Genomic DNA, 18,489 nt, shown 5'->3' on the forward strand with positions numbered 1-18,489 from the left:
AGCCAGTTGTGCGGTGCAGCACAATCTGCGGCGATGTGGCTGGAAGTCGCGTCCGGCGCCTGCCGCCTGTGCGGCGACCCTTCTACGCCGCCAGATCCTCGACCACGATGGGGCCCTTGGCTGCGGTTCGGCGGGTCTGGAGGAACCGGCGGTCCTCACCTTCCAGCACGACGGCCGTCAGGACGCCGGTGGCATAGGCTCCGGTATCGACGCCGATACGGCGCTTGTCGGCATGCGGGTCGTCGGCTGGCGTGTGCCCGTGGACGACGACCTTCTCGAAAGCGCGCGTGTCGTTGAGGAACTCGCCGCGGATCCACAGCCGGTCACGGCGGGTCTGCTGATCCAGCGGGACGCCCGGACGGGCGCCCGCGTGGACGAAGGTGTAGTCGCCCAGGGTGACGGCCTCTTCCAGGCTTTGCAGGAAGCTGACGTGAGATGCCGGCATGGCCGCCCGAAGCTCGACCTGCGCCGCTTTCCAGGCCTCAGGCTCCGCCCCGCGGAGCGGCGGGTTCACGCGATAGGAGGTCAGGGTCTCGCGCCCACCAAACTCGCACCAGGTTTCGCCGACCATCGGATCGGCCAGGAACTCGAGCAGCGTGTCGTCGTGATTGCCGGCCAGGAAGCGTACCGCGATGGGTGAGCGCTCCTTGAGCATGACGAGGGTCTGCAGGACCGCGTCGGAACGCGGCCCCCGGTCCACATAGTCGCCAAGCATGACCAAGGCGGAGGCTTGGGACGGGCGCTTGAGCGCCTCGTCGTAGATGCGCTCTAACAGGGCGTTCAGCAGGTCCGCGCAGCCATGGACGTCACCGATGGCGTAGATGCGAACGCCTTCCGGCGGCCTTGCTGGCTTGGCGTTCGCGAACGAAAACAGACGCTTGAACATCGAGCTCTTGGGTTGCCTTGCGGCCGCGTCAGCGTGGCCGCTTAGCTGGCATAATACTTCTTGTATTCGCCATAGTAATAGCCCGCGTCGCCGTAGCCGTAGCGAGCCTGCTCCTTCATATCGATCTGGGTCAGGGCGACGCCGGCCAGGTGCGAGCCGGTGCCACGCAGCAGATCGAGCGCGGACTCGATGGCCTTTTGCGGCGTCTTGCGCCAGCGGGCCAGGAAGACGACCGCGTCGGCCTTGGGCGCGAGGACGCGGGTGTCGGCCACGGGCAGGAGCGGCGCGGTGTCGAGGATGATCATGTCGAAGCGGCGGCGAAGTTCGGCCAGCAGCTTGTCCATGGCTTCGGTCCCAAAGACGTCCTTGGGCGTGAAGTTGCTGACCGCCAGCGGCAGGAACGAGGCGCCGGTCTTGGGATCGACCTTGAGGACTTGCTCCAAAGTCGCCTGACCCGACAGGACTTCAAGCAGACCAACGGTCGGCTCGACGCCCAGGACGCGGTTGACCGTGCGGCGACGCAGGTCGCAGTCGACCACGACGGTGCGCTGTCCCTGCATGGCGATGGCGCGGCCCAGCGAGATCGAGGTCGTGGTCTTGCCCTCGCCCGGGAGGGACGAAGTGATGGCCACCACCTGAACCTGCTGACCCAGCTTGGCGTAGCGGATCGAGGCGCGAAGATTTCGGAACGCCTCGGAGAAGCCGGACAGCGGCTTTTCGACCACGAAGTCGACCGGCGACGACTTGGTGTCGGCGACCGACGCCAAGGTCGGCACGCCGCCGAGATAGGAGACGCCCAGGCGACGCTCCACATCTTGCGACGTGGTCAGGCCGCTATCGAGCATCTCGGCGATGATCAAGGCGGCGAAGCCTGCGCCGACGGCCAGGACGAAGCCCAAGGCCAGGTTCAGCGGCACCTTCGGCGCACTTTGGCCCGTGGGGATCTTGGCCTTGGAGACGACGCGGGCGTCGGAGGCTTCGATACCCTGCTGCGAGCTCGTTTCCTTGAAGCGGTTCAGATAGCTCTCATAGAGGGTCCGGACGGCTTCGGCGTCGCGCTCCAGTTCGCGCAATCGCACGGCTGCTTTGTTGTTGCTGGCGAGCGTGCCGCGCGCCGCGCCCAGGCTGCCGGCCATGGAGCCGGTGCGCTGACGCGCGATTTGGGTCTGCGTCTCCAGATTGGTGATGATCCGACGGGTCTCGGCCTGGATCTGACCGTCGACGTCTTCCAGCTCACGCTGAGCCTTGAGCATCTCCGGGTGGCGAGCGCCGTAGCGGCCCTGCAGGTCAGCGACGCGGCCCGAGATGGTGGCGCGCTGCTGGCGCAGCTGCTGGATCACCTGGGAGTCCAGCGCTTCGCCAAGTTCCTGGCCGGAGGCGCCGGCGGCGAGTTGGCGGCGGGCAGCCGAGAGGCGCGCTTCCTGCTCGGCCTGAGCGGCGCGCGAGGTCGCTACCTGCTGGTTGTAGGCCGAAATCTCCTGCTCGGTCAGGGTCGCGCCCGAGGAGCTGAGCAGATTGTTGGAGATCTTGTATTGCGCGACCGCATTCTCGGCGGTCTGCACCTGACCACGCAGCTCGTTGAGCTTGGTGTTCAGCCAGGTGTTGGCTTGCTTCGTCGCGTCGAACTTCGCCTCCAGCTGCTCGAGCAGATAGAGGTCGGCGAAAGCATTGGCGATCCGAGCAGACTTCGCAGGATCGACAGACGTGTAGCTGACATTGATGACGTAGGTCAGGCCGCTGCGGCGCACGCCAAGACCGGCCAGCACGCGATCAACGATAGCCTCACGCTCTCGCTGTGCTTCCACGGGGCTTAGCTTGGCGTTCTCGGGTTTGGCGGCGCCCACCAGGGACGCGACGCCACCCACGACCATCTTCAGGCCGGATGGCTTGGCCACCTTAGGATTGAACTCGGGGTCCTCGTCGAGCTTCAAGCGCGTAACCACGCGCTCAGCCAGCTGGCGCGATTTGAGGATTTCGACCTCGGTGTCGACAACGCTGCTATCGGCCGGGAGCCCTGACATGACGGCGGCGACGTCGGTCACCTGCTCCTTACGCGTGTCGAGCATCACGTTGGCGGTGGCGGTGTATTTAGGCGTCTGCAACAGGGTGAAGACGACGGCCGCCACGAACACCCCAAGAGCCACCGCGCCAAACAGGCGCAGGCGGCGACGGAAGATGCTGATCAAGTGCGTCAGATCGAGATTCGGCGCGAAAGCGAAACCGCCCTCAGCGATCCCTTCGCTACGCCCGTCCTGATTGGAGCCAGCGGGATTGGGGGACATCGAATTCATCGAAAGCATAACCTTCAATCTGTACCAGCCCAGGACGCCTCAGGGCCTTCGCACACGCAACAGGCAAGTGGCATACCAGCGTGCCACTGACCAGAAGAAAGGCGCCGGAGGTGGTTAACCGCCGGCGCCCAATTCACTTGCGAAACCTAGCCGTCCTAGAAGCGGCCGGTCACGCCTAGAGAGACGGTGTTGACGTTGAAGTCCGCGCCGCCGTTGGCGCCCTTCGAGTTTTGCTTGAAGTGGTTGTAAGCGGCCACCAGGCTCAAACGGCGGTTCAACAGATAGCTTGCGCTGACGCCCGCGTTCAGACGCTTATCGTTGCGGTCGATGCCTTCGTACTTGTCGTCCGAATAGCTGGCCTGACCGGTCAGGATGACGTTGCGCAGCAGTTCGTGGTCGACCTGCGCGCCGACCGTGCTCGACAAGTAACCCGAGGAGCCGATGATGCCGCTGTCTTCCACCGAACGCGTGCCATTGAAGGTCACAGTCGTCAGCTGCGTGGGGAACCACTCAAGCTGGGCGCGACCGCCAAAGCCGTCAACCTTGCCGTAGATCGCGTTGTCGAACTCCTGCGACAGGTAGCCTGCGGCCAGTTCGCCGCGCATGAGCGCCCCAACCTCGAAGTTGGCGCCGGCCAGCACTTCGTAGCCATCGGAGTCGCGTGCGGGACGAGCAGCGGTGCCAGCCAGGCGATATTCGCGCTTGTTGACCGTGCCCTGGACGAAAACGGCCGTCGCCGGGCTCAGCGCGTAATCACCACGCCCCATGAAGCTCGTGACTTCACGATCGCGGTCGTCCTGTTCAACTTCGGCGCCGCCGACAGTGCGGCCGTCCTTGTAATTGAACTTGCGATAGTCCCCGCGCGCCGACAGGCGCAGTCGGTTGAATTCGCGCACGCCGGCGACGTTGAACTGCGACAGATCATATTGGATCGGATCGATCGACCCCGTCGGCGTGCTGGACGACGTCCGAGGTTCGGTGATGCGGCTGACATCACCGCCGCCAGAGATGCTCGTGCCACGAACGATGTCGACACGACCGTTGGCGCCCAGCGAGTACTCCTCGGTGTTTTCCGAGCTGTAGTCGTTGTAGCGGTTGATTGAGCCGCGCGCGAAAGCGTTCAGGGCATGGCGAGACCAGGTCGAGGCGAGATCCACCGCCGGGCGGAAGCGGAAGATGAAATCGTCGATCTCGTTCGCGGCGGCGCCGTAGATATTGTCGTTGTACTCACCAGAGACGGTAACCTGCGGGCGGGCCACGAAGGCGCCCAGACGAACGCCTGCGGAGTTGTATTCAGGATGAGGACGCTGACGGACCGACACGTTGCGATCACGAGCGAAGTTCGATTGAGCATCGGCTGCGGAGTTGAGCGACCCCCGGACGGTCTGCGCCCAGCTCATCGAGAACGGGATGCCCATTGCGGCCATCGTGGCGACGGCGACAGCCATCGGCATGATCTTGGTTTTCATAAATCGCCTCCCCAGGCGAACACACACGGGTTCGAGCGCGCTAGCTAGCGCGCGGACGAGAAGAAAGGGCGGGGCTTGAACCCCGCCCGTTCGACGAAACTTGATTAGTTGCCCGGGACCGGGGTGTAGCCGTTACCGCCGCCACCGCCGCCGCCGCCGGCGGAACCGGCGCCCGGCGTGGCCCCGCCCGCGGTCGGACCGCCGGTCGAAGCCGGACCAGCAGTCGTACCGTCGCTGCTATTATCAGCAGTCTGGGCGCCGCCCGTCGAAGCCGGGGCTGCAGCAACGGTCGCGACAACAGCCGCAGCGGCCGTGACGCCGGCGGCCGCAACTGGGTTGCTGGCCAAAGCGGTCGAGGCTTGAGCCAGAGCGGCTTGCGCAACGGCAGGCGAGACGCCCGCGAGGGCGATCGCCTGCTGGACGGCCGCTTGAACAGCGGCGGCGGCGGCGGCGCCGGTCAGGCCATCAGCGGCGGCTTTCGCAGCAGCAGCCTCGGCCGCTTCTTCGATCGTCGCGGCCAGCGCGGCGACTTCTTCTTGCGTTTGCGCGATAGCCGGAACGGCCACAGCGGCGATACCGCCGACAATCGCGACCGAAGCCGCGGCGCGCAGGAGGAGGCCTGCGCCGAGATTCTTGAAAGTCATATCCCCAGTCCTTCAGAGCCCCCGTCCCGACAGATACTCAGCGCAGTGCTGAGACCCCGAACGACGTGATAAACAAAACCTTAACGTAGCTCGCATTGTGCAGTGCATTAGCGCTACCGTCAACGCTGCGCGCCGCCAACCTGATTCAACCAGAAGGACGCAACCATCCGGCCCGACGGCGACCTAATCGCTTTTAGATCGTCGGTCACATACCGGCGGAATCCTTGATCTTCAAGCAGCAGTTTGGCCTCAGCGGCGACAGACTCTCGACTATCGGGCGTAAGCTCAGTCCAGTTTTCCAACCCAAAGCGAATGCGCCAGCGCGCGACATATGGGTCGTAGGCGACCAGGTCATACGACCGCTCAAAGAGCGAGGCCGCGCCACTCTTCATCCGACCAAGACGCAGATGATCGATGTAGACGAGGCGCAACCACGCGGACGTGTCGAAGGGGAAGAGCTTTTGGGCCTCCATAGAAGCCCGCTGAGCGTTGTCGAGATGCGTCTTGGTGGTTCCATTCGCAAGCTCGCGCTCCGCAGCACGGTCGTAACCGATCGCCAACTTAAGGACCGAGACGCCACCAACCTTCGCATCGCCACTGGGCAGCGCCACCAGGACTAGAACCGCTCCGATTGACGCGACAGCAGCGCCCAGACCGCTCGCGACCACCGCGGCTGGCTTAGGGCCCGACTGCGCGCCGCGCCGCGAACCTTGGGCAAGACTGAACCCGATCCCCAGCAAAAACGCCCACAGACCAGCCACAGAAGGAACTTGCAGGGCAAAGTCGGTCCATCCGTGCAGGAGGACGACCGCGCTGCAGGCGAGGAGCGCAAAGATCCAACCGCGCATCCGCTCGCGGCGAAGCCCAACAAACCCGAGGATCGCCAAGACCCAAGCGATCGTTGCGAACATCGGCAGGGCGGCGGCCAGACCGCCCTCCTCCAGCCACTGCACATACACATTGTGCGTCGCATTCACATTCCACAGAACCGCGAAGTTCTCCGGATCGAGGTAGATGCGGTTCACCGCATTGAAGGATCCGAGGCCGTACCCGTTGATCGGCGAGGCCAAGAATGCCTTCCAATGAACGCCGACGAGCAATCCACGTACATCCAGGTCCTTGGATGCGTTGAAGAAGCGGACAATCAGTTGGTCTCCGGCAAAGGCCACCAGGGACGCCAGTGCGGCGATGCCCACCAACCCGATGGTTGCGGCCTTCCACTTGCCCCCGCTGCGAGCTCCCTCACCCGCAAGAACGATCATCATACCGACCGCCGTCGCCGCCATCCCGGCACGGGAGGCGGTGCAGATCAAAGTTATGAGCAGAACTAGCGTCGCCGCGGATGCTGGCGCGACTGCGGCGATGCGCTCGCGCGGAGGAGCTTGGCGCGCGCGTCGCAGGGCAAGCGACAATGCCAGGACGGCGAGCATGCCGACCAAGGTGGCGGGCGTGTTGGCGCTCAGGAAGTGTCCCGCCAAGCGCCGCCCATAATGCGTTGCTGGATCGCCCGTGACGTAGGCGAGGAACATCCAAGCGCTGAATGCGGCCCCGGAATATACGGTCACCGACAAGGCCATCTGCGCTCGCTTGTCGGACGCCCCTAGCGAGACCCCGACGATGAATAGCCCGCTTAGTCCGAGGAGCTTCACCAGCTCCACGACTGTCGAGGATGGATCTATCGAGGCGAACCCTCGCTCACCCACATAGCTCCACGCAGGATGCGGCCCGCCGGGAACCCATGGCGTCAGCGACCAAAGCACAGCCAAAACCGTCAACCCAAATAGGGTGATCGGCCAAGCCAGGCGGCGCCCCTTCATCAGGTCTTGCCGCAGCGCGGGCGTAAGCAGCACCGCCAGGACCATCGCGGCGCTAGCAAGTGTAAAGGCCATCGCCGCCTCAGCCCTATGCGCTCCATAGAGCCAGTGACCGAAGTTGATCACGAGCGCGCTGACTATGGCCAACCCCGTCCCTGCGGGACGCCGCGCCCAGCGGCTGGACAATGACTGAGCCTTAGCTTCTTCCGACATGGACCCCCGCCCGCAGCGTGTTCTCATCCATGCTCTAGCAGGCGTTACTTATTGTGCGGAAGCCAACATCAGTCGCGGTTGCTCCGTACGCGCCATGCCCCAGGTGAATGCAGCGCCGAACTGGCGCTCGCGCCACACGTAACCAGCCTTTGCCCAAGGCACGATGAACGACGACAGATTGTCGAGGACGTACTCGCCCTTGTCCGTGTCGACGAGCAGAACGGCGTGGGTCTCGCCCCAGCTCGTGACGACGATAGCAGCAGACATCGCCGACTGGGGAATACCCGCCGCGACCAGGGCGCGACGCTTCTCCAGAACGTAGTCCTCACAGTCGCCATAGGCGGCTGCGCCATCCGACAAAGGCGTAGCCCAGAAGTCCTCCTGACCATAGCCTTCTTGGTCAGAGCGACGGACCAGATCATGATTGATCTTGCGATTGACCTTGTTCAGTTGCGCCCAGAGCTTCTCGTCCATCACCGGGCTTGAAGCGTGAACCTCGACCTGACGCAGAACAGCTGGCGTCACATCAAGGCTCTTGCCAGCCTCGGCAGCAGCGAAGTGCGCCGCCCAATCGAACTTTTCGTTCGCCGCTGGCGCAATGGCCGCCGGGGCCGGCGCCGCAGCGATTTTGAACATTTGCGACCAAGCCACGCGCTGAGCCTCAATACGCTCACCTTGCGCCTCTACGCCCCCGCAATCGTCCGGTGAACGGGCGCAAAAATCCAAATAACCCATCGGAGCGGCGGTCGCCGCCGCCATGGTCATCCGGCTGCTCGCCTCCGGCATGGTTGCACAAGCAGTAACCATCATAGCGCCGGCAACAATGGCCGCGCTGCGAATTGAGGTAAACAGCGAATTGACCATTGCTAGACCCGCCTTTTCAATGCGGTCAACTTGGTCGAATGCTGTTAAGGTAGACATAAATTACATGGTAGACGCGGCGGTCACCAAAATTGCCTAGGCAATAACTTCCTTAGTTAATGCGCGTATACTTGGATTGATGGTAAATTTACCTTTTCTATTATAAACGCAGATTCACCATGTGGCGGTGCGGCATGGCGCCTATTCCGTCCCGCTTGCGCCTGCGGTAGGAAGGATGGGACACGCTTAGAGGTACCCATGCTCCGCCAAGCTCGACTGCTGTTTGCAGCCCTCGCCGCCATGATGTTCCTAGGAGCCGGCCATGCCGCGCTCGCGCAGGCCGGCACGACGACCGCAGCGGTCGATCAGCCCACTGTGCCGGAGTACGTCCTTGGCTCAGGCGACAAGGTTCGCGTCATCACCTTTGGTGAAGAGCAACTGACGGGAGAGTTCTTCGTCGGCGGCGAAGGCCGAGTGGCCCTGCCCCTCATTGGCGAGGTCAAGGCGGGCGGCCTGACCGTCCGTCAGTTCCAGGGCGAAATCGAAACCGCGCTGAAGGACGGCTACATCAAAGAGCCGCGCGTGAGCGTCGAGGTTCTGAACTACCGTCCGTTCTACATTCTGGGTGAGGTGAAGTCGCCGGGCACCTATCCGTACACCAGCGGCCTGACTGTCTTGAACGCCGTGGCGACCGCCGAGGGCTTCAGCTACCGCGCGGACACCAAGAAGGTGCACATCAAGCGAGCAAATGAGAGCGAAGAGCGCACCTATCCGCTTACGCAAGCGACGCCCGTGGCGCCGGGTGACACTATCCGCATCGGCGAGCGCTTCTTCTAGACAGAAGGCCGGCCCGCTGCAGCACTTGAGTGATTGTCGTTACGCGAACCTCAGGGCGCGGCTTATGGCGGCGCCTAGAGCTGGCGCATAAGCCATAGGCGGCCCAGAAGGGCTCGTTCGCGTAAAGCCGTGGGGGCGGCGACTATGTTTTCACCTAAGCGCATTTTGATCGTAGCGCTCAACTACGCGCCTGAACTCGTAGGATGCGCCAAGTATACTACCGAGCTAGCTGAAGACTTGGCATGTCGGGGCCATAAAGTTGAGGTCGTCTGCGCACCTCCCTACTATCCCCATTGGCGCGTGCTTGCAGGCTACTCGGGCGCTCGGTGGACCAGCGAACATATCAATGGCGTGCGGGTAAACCGCGCACCTCTGTACGTCCCGCCCCGGCCGACGGGCCTAAAACGCATCATTCACTTGGCGTCCTTTGGCCTATCGGCCGGTCCCGCAGCCGTTTTCGCGGCTCGACGCTTACGGCCAGACGTAGTCTTTACTGTTGCTCCGACGCTAGCCTCTTCCATGACAGCCCTTTTGAGCGCCCAGATAACCGGCGCTAAGAAGTGGCTCCATATCCAGGACTTTGAGGTCGATGCAGCCTTTGAACTAGGCCTCCTTGGAAGCGCCCGTTCCCGCGCCTTTGCCCTCAAGGCGGAGAAGGCTCTGCTAAACAGCTTTGATATCGTCTCGACAATCTCCCCTGCGATGGCCGCATTACTTGGCAGTAAGGGGGTCCCGACCAACCGCGTGGTCGAGTTTCGAAATTGGGTGGATGTAGATGCGATCTCTATGCACCCGGAGTCAGCCACAAATCTGCGCGCTGAGTTGCAGATCGGACCCGACAAGGTTGTGGCCCTCTACTCGGGAAACATGGCGGCGAAGCAGGGAATTGAAATGCTCGCCGAGGTCGCCCGGGGGGCCGCCGCCTCCAATCCCAAATTGGTATTCTTGTTCTGCGGCGATGGCCCAGCAAAGGGGGAGCTCGAACATCGGTCTTCGGGCTTGGGCAATGTTCGCTTCTTGCCTCTTCAACCGCTCGAGCGGCTTTCCGAACTACTAGCCACCGCCGACATACATTTACTACCGCAACGACCGGAGGCGGCCGATCTCGTTCTCCCATCAAAACTCACCGGCATGCTCGCCTCCGGGCGGCCCGTCGTCGCCATGGCGCCTAACGGATCCGGGCTTGCACAGGAAGTAGAAGGCTGCGGCATCGTTGTGCAGCCTACGGCCCCAGCCATGGCCGAGGCCGTGTTCGCACTCAGTAATAACCCCACCCTCAGAAAAGAACTTGGAACTCAAGGGCGGCGCCGCGCGGAAGAGCGGTGGCGCAAGTCGGCAATCATTGATGGCTTTGAACGCCATCTTTCGGAACTACAAAGTTAAAGCCGGACATCTTCTCGAGTTGATAACCGGTCAGGCGCGATAACCTCTCCAGGCGCGCATTGCGCCCAGTTGCTGTCTTCAGCTCAGCATCCCATTGGGCGACCTTCGCTGCGACCAAGAAGCGATACCAGCCGCCTTGAAGGCCGTGGTAGATCACCCCGGGTCGCCCGTCGAGAAAACCTAGCTGCAGGACGAAGCGGAATAGAAAGTACGATAAAGGTCCGAGCCACAGCGGCATGCGATTATAGACGTTCTTTTTGATCCATCGCTTCAATGACGCCGATGCCGAACTATTCCCAGAACTCAAGAGATCCGCGCCGTCTGTTGCTGCTAGATCGTACTTTCTCGAAAGCACATCAATTGCTTCGCGCGTAGCATAGGAATTATGCTTCGCCGTGAAGTGCGTCAGATCTTGCAGATTAACGTCAGCAAATCCGCCATAGAACGTGACCGTCCGCCCTCGGGTGAGCACCATATGCTCATCCATCCACCTCTGCTCAATCTCGGCGTCACCGCGGCGCCAGATTCTAAGCAAGGTTACGGGAAATCGCCCTCCGTGGCGCAGCCAACGCCCCATGAACACGTGCTTCCGCCGCAGATTGACGCCCCCCACGTCCGCCGGCAGCAACGGCAGATCTCGGGAAATTTCTATTGCCAAGTCGGACTCGATGACCTCATCGGCATCAAGCCTCATAACCCATTCTGCAGTGATCTGGGCATTGTCAAGCGCCCACCTCATCTGCTGCGCTTGATTAACAAATGGGTGGACCAGAACAGTCGCGCCATACTTCCGCGCTATATCAACAGTGAGGTCCGTGGAACCTGAATCAACAACAAATATTTGCTCAGATAAGCTTGAAACCGATTCAATAGCTCGAGCGAGGTGCAATTCCTCATTGTACGTCAATATCACTACCGCGATCGACATCACCGATATTGCTCCCCTATAGAAGGGGACCTATCTCTAAGGCGTCTCGCGGGATTCCCGGCATATATCGTCCAAGGGTCGAGGCTCTTGACTGTAACCGCCCGAGCCCCAAGCACAGCGCCACGCCCCACCAGTACCCCGGGGCCGACGAATGCCTCAGAAGCAATCCATGCGTGCGGGCCAATATCGATCTCGCTGGAGACGAGCTTGAAGTGGCAATCGTCAACGTCGTGCGATCCTGCGCAAAGATGCGCACGTTGGGACACTAAGGAAAATCTTCTCAAGGTCACCGGTGCCATACAGTAACAAATGACATCAGTTCCCAGAGTTGCTCGGTCTTCCATCGTCAAATAGGGCGGGTACCAAACGTCCACACCTGGGTATACCTTGGCAGTCCGGGCAAGGCGCGCCCCGAACAGGGTCAGCAGCCACCTCCGCCAACCATGAAACGGCACAGGCGTCCATTTACCCATGCTCCACCAGATCGCATTCCATAGCAGCCGAAAGGCGCGGTGACGGAATGAAAAGGTCGCGCCCCCTAACAGTGGACTGATGCTTTTATCTTCCACACTCTCGCTCATAGATGTTCTCGAATGCGCTCAATGAGCGCTGGTGCCGTGCTGTTCACATTGAACATGCGTTCGAACAGAGCTTTAGCTGCAAGCCGCGTCTCTTTCTTACGCTCGTCGGGGAGCGATAGCCACTGAGTGATCTGCTCAGTGCACCCCTTCTCAGTATCAGCACTAACGATACCAGCTTGCGCACTGCTGATTTCCCGCCAGATATTTACTTTATCAGAAATTAAAACAGCGGTGCCGCATCCGAGAGCTTCAGCGACTGCAATGCCGAAATTTTCCTGATGTGAGGGCAACACAAACGCTTCCGCACCGTAGATCGCTCCCCATTTAGGATCTCCGTAAACCGCACCGGTCCAATGAATTCGATCGGCAATTCCCAGGCCAGCCGCGAGCGCCTCTAGGACGGAACGCCAACCCGACTGATCGGGTCCCGCGATCACTAAGTCTAACTCCGGATGTAGCTGAGCCACTCGAGCGAAAGCACGGATGAGGATATCGCACCCTTTCTTCTCGTGAATTCTACCCATGAACAGCAAATACCTACGGCTGCCGAGCGCGGGAGCGACAGATCTAAAGGCGTCGATCTGGGCTCTACCGACTGCTGGCGGTGCGCTGGCTCCGTAGCCCACCACTTCAGCATTATATCCATGACCAAAAAACTCACCGCCTGCTTGCCTACGCTCTTCTTCCGACGTGAAGAATACCGCTCGCGCTCCTCGAGCAAGCCGCCCCTCGCCTATGCTCCACGATATTTGCTTTGCCGCATGCTTGACGGGGTAGGTTCGCCGAAACCACGGATCCATCATCCCGTGGGTGAATAGGAAGTATGGCACCTTCGCGTGGGGGAGAACCCGAGACGCTGCGAATGGGAGATAATTCCAGAGCCCGTGGACGATCACAGCGTCAAAGCGTCGAACGTTTGCTTCGAGCCACGCGGGAAATAGCGGTGAATAACGGTAGTGCTGATAGAATTTTCTAAGAATTCCATCCGTTACCGTCCAGTTTACCCCAAGCGGATGCACCGGCAACGTCAATCGGGTGAGATACGAGCTCTCGGGCGCGTCAAGCGTGGCGATCTCTCGCCAAACTTCACCCGCATTCGATCCACAAGCTTCATGCTGCCTAAGCAAGCCCTCGATAGGGCCCCCTCCAGCTGGGTCGGCCGAAGCGATTAAGTGCAGCAGCCGAAGGGCCGACTCCGGCGGTATCCCAGTTCGCACCACCCAGCTACTCCGATCACCGTGATTGAGATGTTGCAGTTCTTGAAAGCGCAAGCGTCATGCCCATTGCCAACCAGCAGAAGCTCAGTACCTGGTTCTGACCAACTACTTGGCCGCTAACGATCAGGATGAGCGCCAATCCGGCCATCGGCAGCGCTGCGCCGTTGCCGCTTCTCATTGCTGCAGAAACAGCGACTAATAGCAACCAAAGCCCTAGTCCGCTTCGGATCATGATCGCAACTAGGCCAGCCACCGGCCCAAGTTCGTTGATCATTCGTGGCAAGTCATATTCACCGAGCGACCAGCTACGAACTCCAGTCGCAGCCGTACCTACGTTCGATCCCGCTCCTAGACCGAAACCTAAGGGAGGGGCGGTTTCAATAGCAGGGCCCACGCCGGCAGTCATAATTGAAGTCATTCTTGCGAAGATTGAGCCTTCAGATCCCTCCGCAGTGGCCTGTCGCTCGGACATTGTCGAATATGCTTTCGGGAAAATCACCGTGAACGCGATGATGAATGCACCAATCGATGCACCAACGATCGCAAGTCGCGCGGCGGCCTTTCGCCGGTCACGGCTGACAAGACCCGGCAGGCAATAGAATAGAATGAGGATTGCAGCGCTGACGAAGAAGGTGCGCGACCCGCTGAGTGCACCCATTATGATCGTGGCGACCGCGCCAAGGATGATTATAGGGCTGGAGATTCCAAGTTTCTGACGGAGCTCAACAGCCGCTAAGACGCACGCCAGTGTGAAGATCGAGAAGTAGTTTTGTGCCTGAACGAACGTAAATGGGCCGTAGGGCCGGACAACGCCCTGCGCAACGAGAAATCTCCCCTTGACGGTCTCGTCAAGTCCCTTGTTGATTGGGGAAAATACCGGAGACGAAAACTGCAATATTACCAACACTGCGATCGGGACGGCAATTATCAACACAGTGTTAATCACTGCTCGCAAGCCGCGCTCATCTAAACATTCACCAATGATGAACATTAAAGGCACGAATAGTATATAATTGCGTAGCCCAACCGCGTAGACCACTGGTGGAAGCCCAGCATTTGCCGCTTGAAGGAACGTTAGCCCAACTGCAAGTATCGCAATGGATGCCCAGAGCACAAACCACGTTGGTATCGCAGTCCGCTCGGTGGCTATTTTTAGAAGATATGCTCCATAAATCGCGAAGAGCACTGGGTCTCTAATGAATAGCAACGGCTGCTGGATGCCGTTGAGCAACCACTTTCGAAGGACTCCCTCAAGGGGAAGGCAAATAATAAACGCAAGTATTAGAGAGTTCAGCGCGACGCGCGCATTTCGATTTTGCAACTGCATTTTCATATCTTAGGCTCTTGAGGCCTTTGTCAAAAACCTAGACAAAGTGCGAAGCACAACGCCCAGGATGGCTATTTCTGTTAGGCACATCACAAGCCCGACTGTCTCAAGGCTCAGGCGGTCGCGCAAAGCATAGACTGCCGCAATGCCCACGGCTGACATACCCGCTATCCAGTAGGCGACGTCGCTTTGCCGGTTTGCGCCCAGCAGGACATTGCTCCCCGTATTCCAGATTCCCTGGAGAACCGCCGCTGCAGCATAAACCGACATTATGAGGGTAGAAGCGGCGACCATCTGGTGAGTATAGATCTTGACGACCCATGGGCCAAAGATCGCCGAGCCAATGACGAAAGTTGCACCAAGCGCGCCGGAAATGGCCATTGCCCCCAACGCAATCACTTTCGTCGAGGCCTGCTCGCTAGATCCTATAGCTCGACCGATCTCGGGGACGATCGCGTTTGAAACTACCCCCATCACTTGGATGACTAAGCGCGTTACCGTTCGTACCGCGGAGAACGCTGCAAGGGGCACTACGCCCAAGTAGAGGCCAACGACAATGGCCATTCCCTGCACGTTCAGCGCAAATGCCAAAGGCAACATGAGCGCGCCTAATGCCGGGCGCCACAAGAGCCTCACCTCCTCAAGCGAGAACCCTCTGAAGCTTAACCGAACCCAGGATGCCACCTTAGGGGTTAACAGTAGCAATATTCCTAGACCCGTCGCTCGCGTAGCAAAAGTGCAGGCCGCAGCAGCCAGAATGCCGCCGCCTTTGAGCGCAACAATCATGACGAGCGACGCTTCGCTGATCCTGATGGCGTCGTTGAAAACCACGGTGCTCGCATAAGCCCCGCTCGCGCGCCAAGCAGTCGTTAGAGAGCTCATGCTGAGCGAGACCAAAGCGGTCCAGCAAAGCAGTAGTAGAGCCGTCTTAAGCCCCAAGAGCTCACCTTCGCCGTTGTTGGGAAGCAGCACGCCTCCGCCAAGCATCACGATGCAGACCGCCAGCAAGGCAAATACCGCAACGCAGCACGCGTTCAATGCTAGCAGCGTCTGGTGCACCCGTCGCGCAACGGCGACGTCGCCGCGTCCGATTGCGTGGGCGATCTTTGCGGCCGCTGCCCAGCCAAAGCCCAAGTCACTCATCGCGAGGTAGGCTGGGAAAGCGCTAATCAGGATCCAGAGGCCGAACTGCGCCGTTCCCCACATGGCCAAGAGAATTGGCAGTGATACAAGCGCCAAGACTGCCGTTACACACTGGCTTAATACATTTACCACCGTCCCGCGAAACAGGCGCGCACGCTGACCTGGGTTCAACGTAGCAAACAGGGCCACGAGACGAACTGCAATACTTTGAATCTTCACTGAAGACGGCCTGCTGGGTGGGTGCCCACCAGATTCCGAACAATCTCTCGGACCCGACCAGTGCGACGCTCTGCTGGATCGTATACCGCAACGCGGGATGTGGCCGATGCCACCATTTTCACAACATATTCAAACCGACTGAGTGGAGACTGCCTCATGCTTTCGACCACAAGAGAGCGCACAGAGGCGGCATGATTTGAAAATGCACGTGGATGCCGCGAGTGGGATGTTTTGGCTGTCTGCTCAGAGCGGTGAACCGATGAGATCACCTTCAGATCTAGTGGCATCTTTTATTGTACCGAAATCGTTGAGACTGAAGGCGCGAGCGTGAGCCAGCGTAACAACGATTGCCGCGAGCCTAGGAAGCAGGTCGAGCAACGTAAAAAGTGCTTTATTGGCAGCGCGCGAAACTTAGCGGCGGAAGTCATTTCAGGTTGCTCTGCACAAGCTCCACGACCTCCTGCGCGTATCTACGCCAGTCGGTCGTCCCCGCAGCCATCTCACCGGCGTTAACACCCATCTGGGCGGCCAGGCTCGGATCCTGTCGCAAGCGCTGAATACAGGACGCGATAGCATCTGGATCCCGTGCGTCGACTACCCACCCGTTAACCCCGTCCACTACAAGATCAGCAACGCCAGCGTTTCGTGTACAGATTACCGGCACGCCGCATGCGAGCGCTTCCATCGCCGCCTGAGCAAATCCATCCTCCACAGATGGCAGCACAAAGACGGAAGCTTTCACTAGGAGCTCTCGAAGCCTTACATTCTCTACCCTTGGGATGTGCTCATAAAGACAGCTGTATGGACCCAAGATTTGTCGCGCGTGTTCGCCCAGGCTTCCTACGAGAACTAACTTCCCGGGCGCGCCAGCTCGCCGCCATGCCTCGAGGAGATAGCGATGGCCCTTCCGTGGAACAATGGCACCCACGCTCATCACGATGAACTCATCCGTATCTCGCTCGGCTGGATCGCGCGGCGAGAACCTAGTCATGTTCGCGCCAGGCACTACCGTCGCAATTCTCTCGAACTCGACTCCCTGCTCGGAATACGACCGCGCCACAAATGAGCTATCAACAAGAAGTCGGTCGCAAAGTGCGATCTCGTCCAATCGCCGGCTGGATACCTCAAAGGATGGAGCCGCGACACCCAGAAGGTCGTGTTCTATAGATATTTGGCGCTTCAGCTCTATGGGATGACTTGTTACGGCGTGCCCGGTTGTGACTGAACCTTGCCGTTTCGCACGAGTGAGAATTCGGTCGGCAGTTTCGCCGATAACGGCCAACAGTGCTGGAGCCGGTTTGTATTTCGCCAGGACCGCGAACTGCCATGCATCTAAGATTGCTATCTGAGAACGATGCGAAGCGCGTCGGTTTATACGCAGGTAACCATGAAGCGCGTACTCCTTAAACCAAAGATTATACGCTTGCGACTTCTCTATACCCAGCGCTTTCGCGTTCGTGTGGATTCTATGGGAGTAGTAAAATCCCTCAAGAAGCCCGGCTTCTCCAAAGAACCGGACGTACTGATCGTATCGGAAGAGGCCATTGACGCAGATATTGAGCATGCGTCACGCTTAGCTCGCGTTACGCAGCTGATTTATGTACATCGCTAAGAAATTCACTGGTGCGAATACACCCCCATGGCGGAAGCAGAAATAAAGCCATTCCCGCCAGGGCATTCCCTTCGGGCTGTTCGCGAAGCTGTAGAGGGCCCGAATGCCACGTCCCTTCATCCGGCTATATGCCGGCCCCCGTTCTTGCGAACCAACAGCTTCCTCCGTAGAAACGATTACATATCCCGCGTTAGTGGCCCGCAGGCCATAGTCGATATCGCCGAACGCATGGGTGAATACCTTCGAGTTTATCCCAACTTCATCAACAGCGCGCGCCGGTATGAGCACACAATTGCCATTGAGCGTTACGACTCGCTCAGTCTCAACCTCTGGATACCGGAATCGGAGACGAGAAAAGCCAGGAACACGGGCCAATCCGCCGTAAGAAATTCGGCCAGATCGAGAAGTCACCTTGCCCACTGCAAGTGCTCGCCCGCTCCTGCCCTTCGCGACCGAATTGTACGCCCGCAGCAGCTGGCTAATCGTATGCTTGGACATTTCAAGATCGTCGTTCAACCAAAGAAAAAAGTCGAACTCCCCAGCCCCCAGCGCCTGCTGCCAAGCCAAGCGCATCCCGCCGTTCCAGAATAGAGAGCCATCCCCCTGAATGACATGCACATTCGAAAAGGTGTCTTTGACCAGCGCGGCGGTACCGTCAGTGCTGCCGTCGTCCACCAGAAATACGTCGATAGTGGAATCACTGCCCGCACTCGCGTAGAGCGCCGCAATTGATCTGACCGTCAACTGAGCTCGATTGTGACAGGTGAGGAGAGCGGCGATCCGCGGTCGCGCGCCCGTAGGATCACCTTCAGCTTCATGTTTCATAATATCCTCGTCCCCCTCGAACTAGATCTTCTAAGGCCTGCATCGAACCAAATATTGATAGGTTAGATCGCTACCTATAAAGACGCATAAACGCTCCTTCACTCATGGTTTATCGGCAACACAAAGGAAGTACACTCACACTCGATCCTTCTGGACACCCAGAAAAAAAACGCCGCCGGAATGCATCGTTGGCGGAAATAAAGGCTAATAAAATAACGCCACTTGCTCTGCTAGACCGC

The 18,489-nt window shown here is 59.7% G+C and carries 14 protein-coding genes; 2 read left to right on the plus strand and 12 right to left on the minus strand.

Features of this window, described 5'->3' with window-relative positions; translation table 11 throughout:
• Positions 1-82 precede the first annotated feature (82 nt).
• From ABOZ73_RS07870 to ABOZ73_RS07895, 6 genes are all read right to left on the minus strand, one after another.
• Entirely contained in the window at positions 83-886 is an 804-nt protein-coding gene (locus tag ABOZ73_RS07870) for a metallophosphoesterase family protein (protein ID WP_369062125.1), read from the minus strand.
• Between the two features lie 41 nt (positions 887-927).
• Positions 928-3,072 (minus strand): GumC family protein, encoded by a 2,145-nt coding sequence (locus ABOZ73_RS07875; protein ID WP_369062127.1) that lies wholly within the window; start codon positions 3,070-3,072, stop codon positions 928-930.
• 260 nt (positions 3,073-3,332) lie between these two features.
• Positions 3,333-4,646: an outer membrane beta-barrel protein gene (locus ABOZ73_RS07880; protein ID WP_369062129.1), complete on the minus strand. Its 1,314-nt coding sequence runs from the start codon at positions 4,644-4,646 to the stop codon at positions 3,333-3,335.
• A 104-nt stretch (positions 4,647-4,750) separates the two neighbouring features.
• Positions 4,751-5,290 (minus strand): hypothetical protein, encoded by a 540-nt coding sequence (locus tag ABOZ73_RS07885; RefSeq protein WP_369062131.1) that lies wholly within the window; start codon positions 5,288-5,290, stop codon positions 4,751-4,753.
• A 119-nt stretch (positions 5,291-5,409) separates the two neighbouring features.
• Entirely contained in the window at positions 5,410-7,317 is a 1,908-nt protein-coding gene (locus ABOZ73_RS07890; protein ID WP_369062133.1) for an O-antigen ligase family protein, read from the minus strand.
• 48 nt (positions 7,318-7,365) lie between these two features.
• Complete coding sequence (locus tag ABOZ73_RS07895) at positions 7,366-8,181, minus strand: transglutaminase-like cysteine peptidase (RefSeq protein WP_369062135.1); 816 nt, start codon at positions 8,179-8,181, stop codon at positions 7,366-7,368.
• Positions 8,182-8,436: 255 nt separating this feature from the next.
• On the opposite strand from ABOZ73_RS07895, the gene ABOZ73_RS07900 reads away from it, so the two are divergent.
• Both ABOZ73_RS07900 and ABOZ73_RS07905 read left to right on the plus strand, forming a co-directional pair.
• Positions 8,437-9,015 carry a polysaccharide biosynthesis/export family protein gene (locus tag ABOZ73_RS07900; RefSeq protein WP_369062137.1) on the plus strand — a complete coding sequence of 193 codons (579 nt, stop codon included), beginning with the start codon at positions 8,437-8,439 and terminating at the stop codon, positions 9,013-9,015.
• Positions 9,016-9,159: 144 nt separating this feature from the next.
• The gene (locus ABOZ73_RS07905) at positions 9,160-10,398 is read left to right on the plus strand and encodes a WcaI family glycosyltransferase (protein ID WP_369062139.1); all 1,239 of its coding nucleotides are present in this window, start codon (positions 9,160-9,162) and stop codon (positions 10,396-10,398) included.
• On the opposite strand, the gene ABOZ73_RS07910 is transcribed toward ABOZ73_RS07905, so the two are convergent.
• The 6 genes from ABOZ73_RS07910 to ABOZ73_RS07935 all read right to left on the minus strand — a co-directional run bounded on the left by ABOZ73_RS07910 (position 10,355) and on the right by ABOZ73_RS07935 (position 18,250).
• The gene (locus ABOZ73_RS07910; RefSeq protein WP_369062141.1) at positions 10,355-11,326 is read right to left on the minus strand and encodes a glycosyltransferase family 2 protein; all 972 of its coding nucleotides are present in this window, start codon (positions 11,324-11,326) and stop codon (positions 10,355-10,357) included. The two genes, ABOZ73_RS07905 and ABOZ73_RS07910, sit on opposite strands and share 44 nt — an antisense overlap.
• Positions 11,327-11,903: 577 nt before the next feature.
• The gene (locus ABOZ73_RS07915) at positions 11,904-13,034 is read right to left on the minus strand and encodes a glycosyltransferase (protein WP_369062143.1); all 1,131 of its coding nucleotides are present in this window, start codon (positions 13,032-13,034) and stop codon (positions 11,904-11,906) included.
• A gap of 106 nt (positions 13,035-13,140) precedes the next feature.
• Positions 13,141-14,457, minus strand: a complete 1,317-nt coding sequence (locus ABOZ73_RS07920; RefSeq protein ID WP_369062144.1) for a hypothetical protein — start codon at positions 14,455-14,457, stop codon at positions 13,141-13,143.
• Positions 14,458-14,460: 3 nt separating this feature from the next.
• On the minus strand, positions 14,461-15,813 hold the full coding sequence (locus ABOZ73_RS07925; protein WP_369062146.1) for a lipopolysaccharide biosynthesis protein: 1,353 nt from the start codon (positions 15,811-15,813) through the stop codon (positions 14,461-14,463).
• Between the two features lie 424 nt (positions 15,814-16,237).
• Positions 16,238-17,377, minus strand: coding sequence for a glycosyltransferase family 4 protein (locus tag ABOZ73_RS07930; protein ID WP_369062148.1), 1,140 nt, complete (start codon positions 17,375-17,377; stop codon positions 16,238-16,240).
• Between the two features lie 9 nt (positions 17,378-17,386).
• Positions 17,387-18,250, minus strand: coding sequence for a glycosyltransferase family 2 protein (locus tag ABOZ73_RS07935; RefSeq protein ID WP_369062149.1), 864 nt, complete (start codon positions 18,248-18,250; stop codon positions 17,387-17,389).
• Between the last annotated feature and the right edge of the window lie 239 nt (positions 18,251-18,489).

The sequence above is a fragment of the Caulobacter sp. 73W genome, assembly GCF_041021955.1.
GTDB lineage: Bacteria > Pseudomonadota > Alphaproteobacteria > Caulobacterales > Caulobacteraceae > Caulobacter.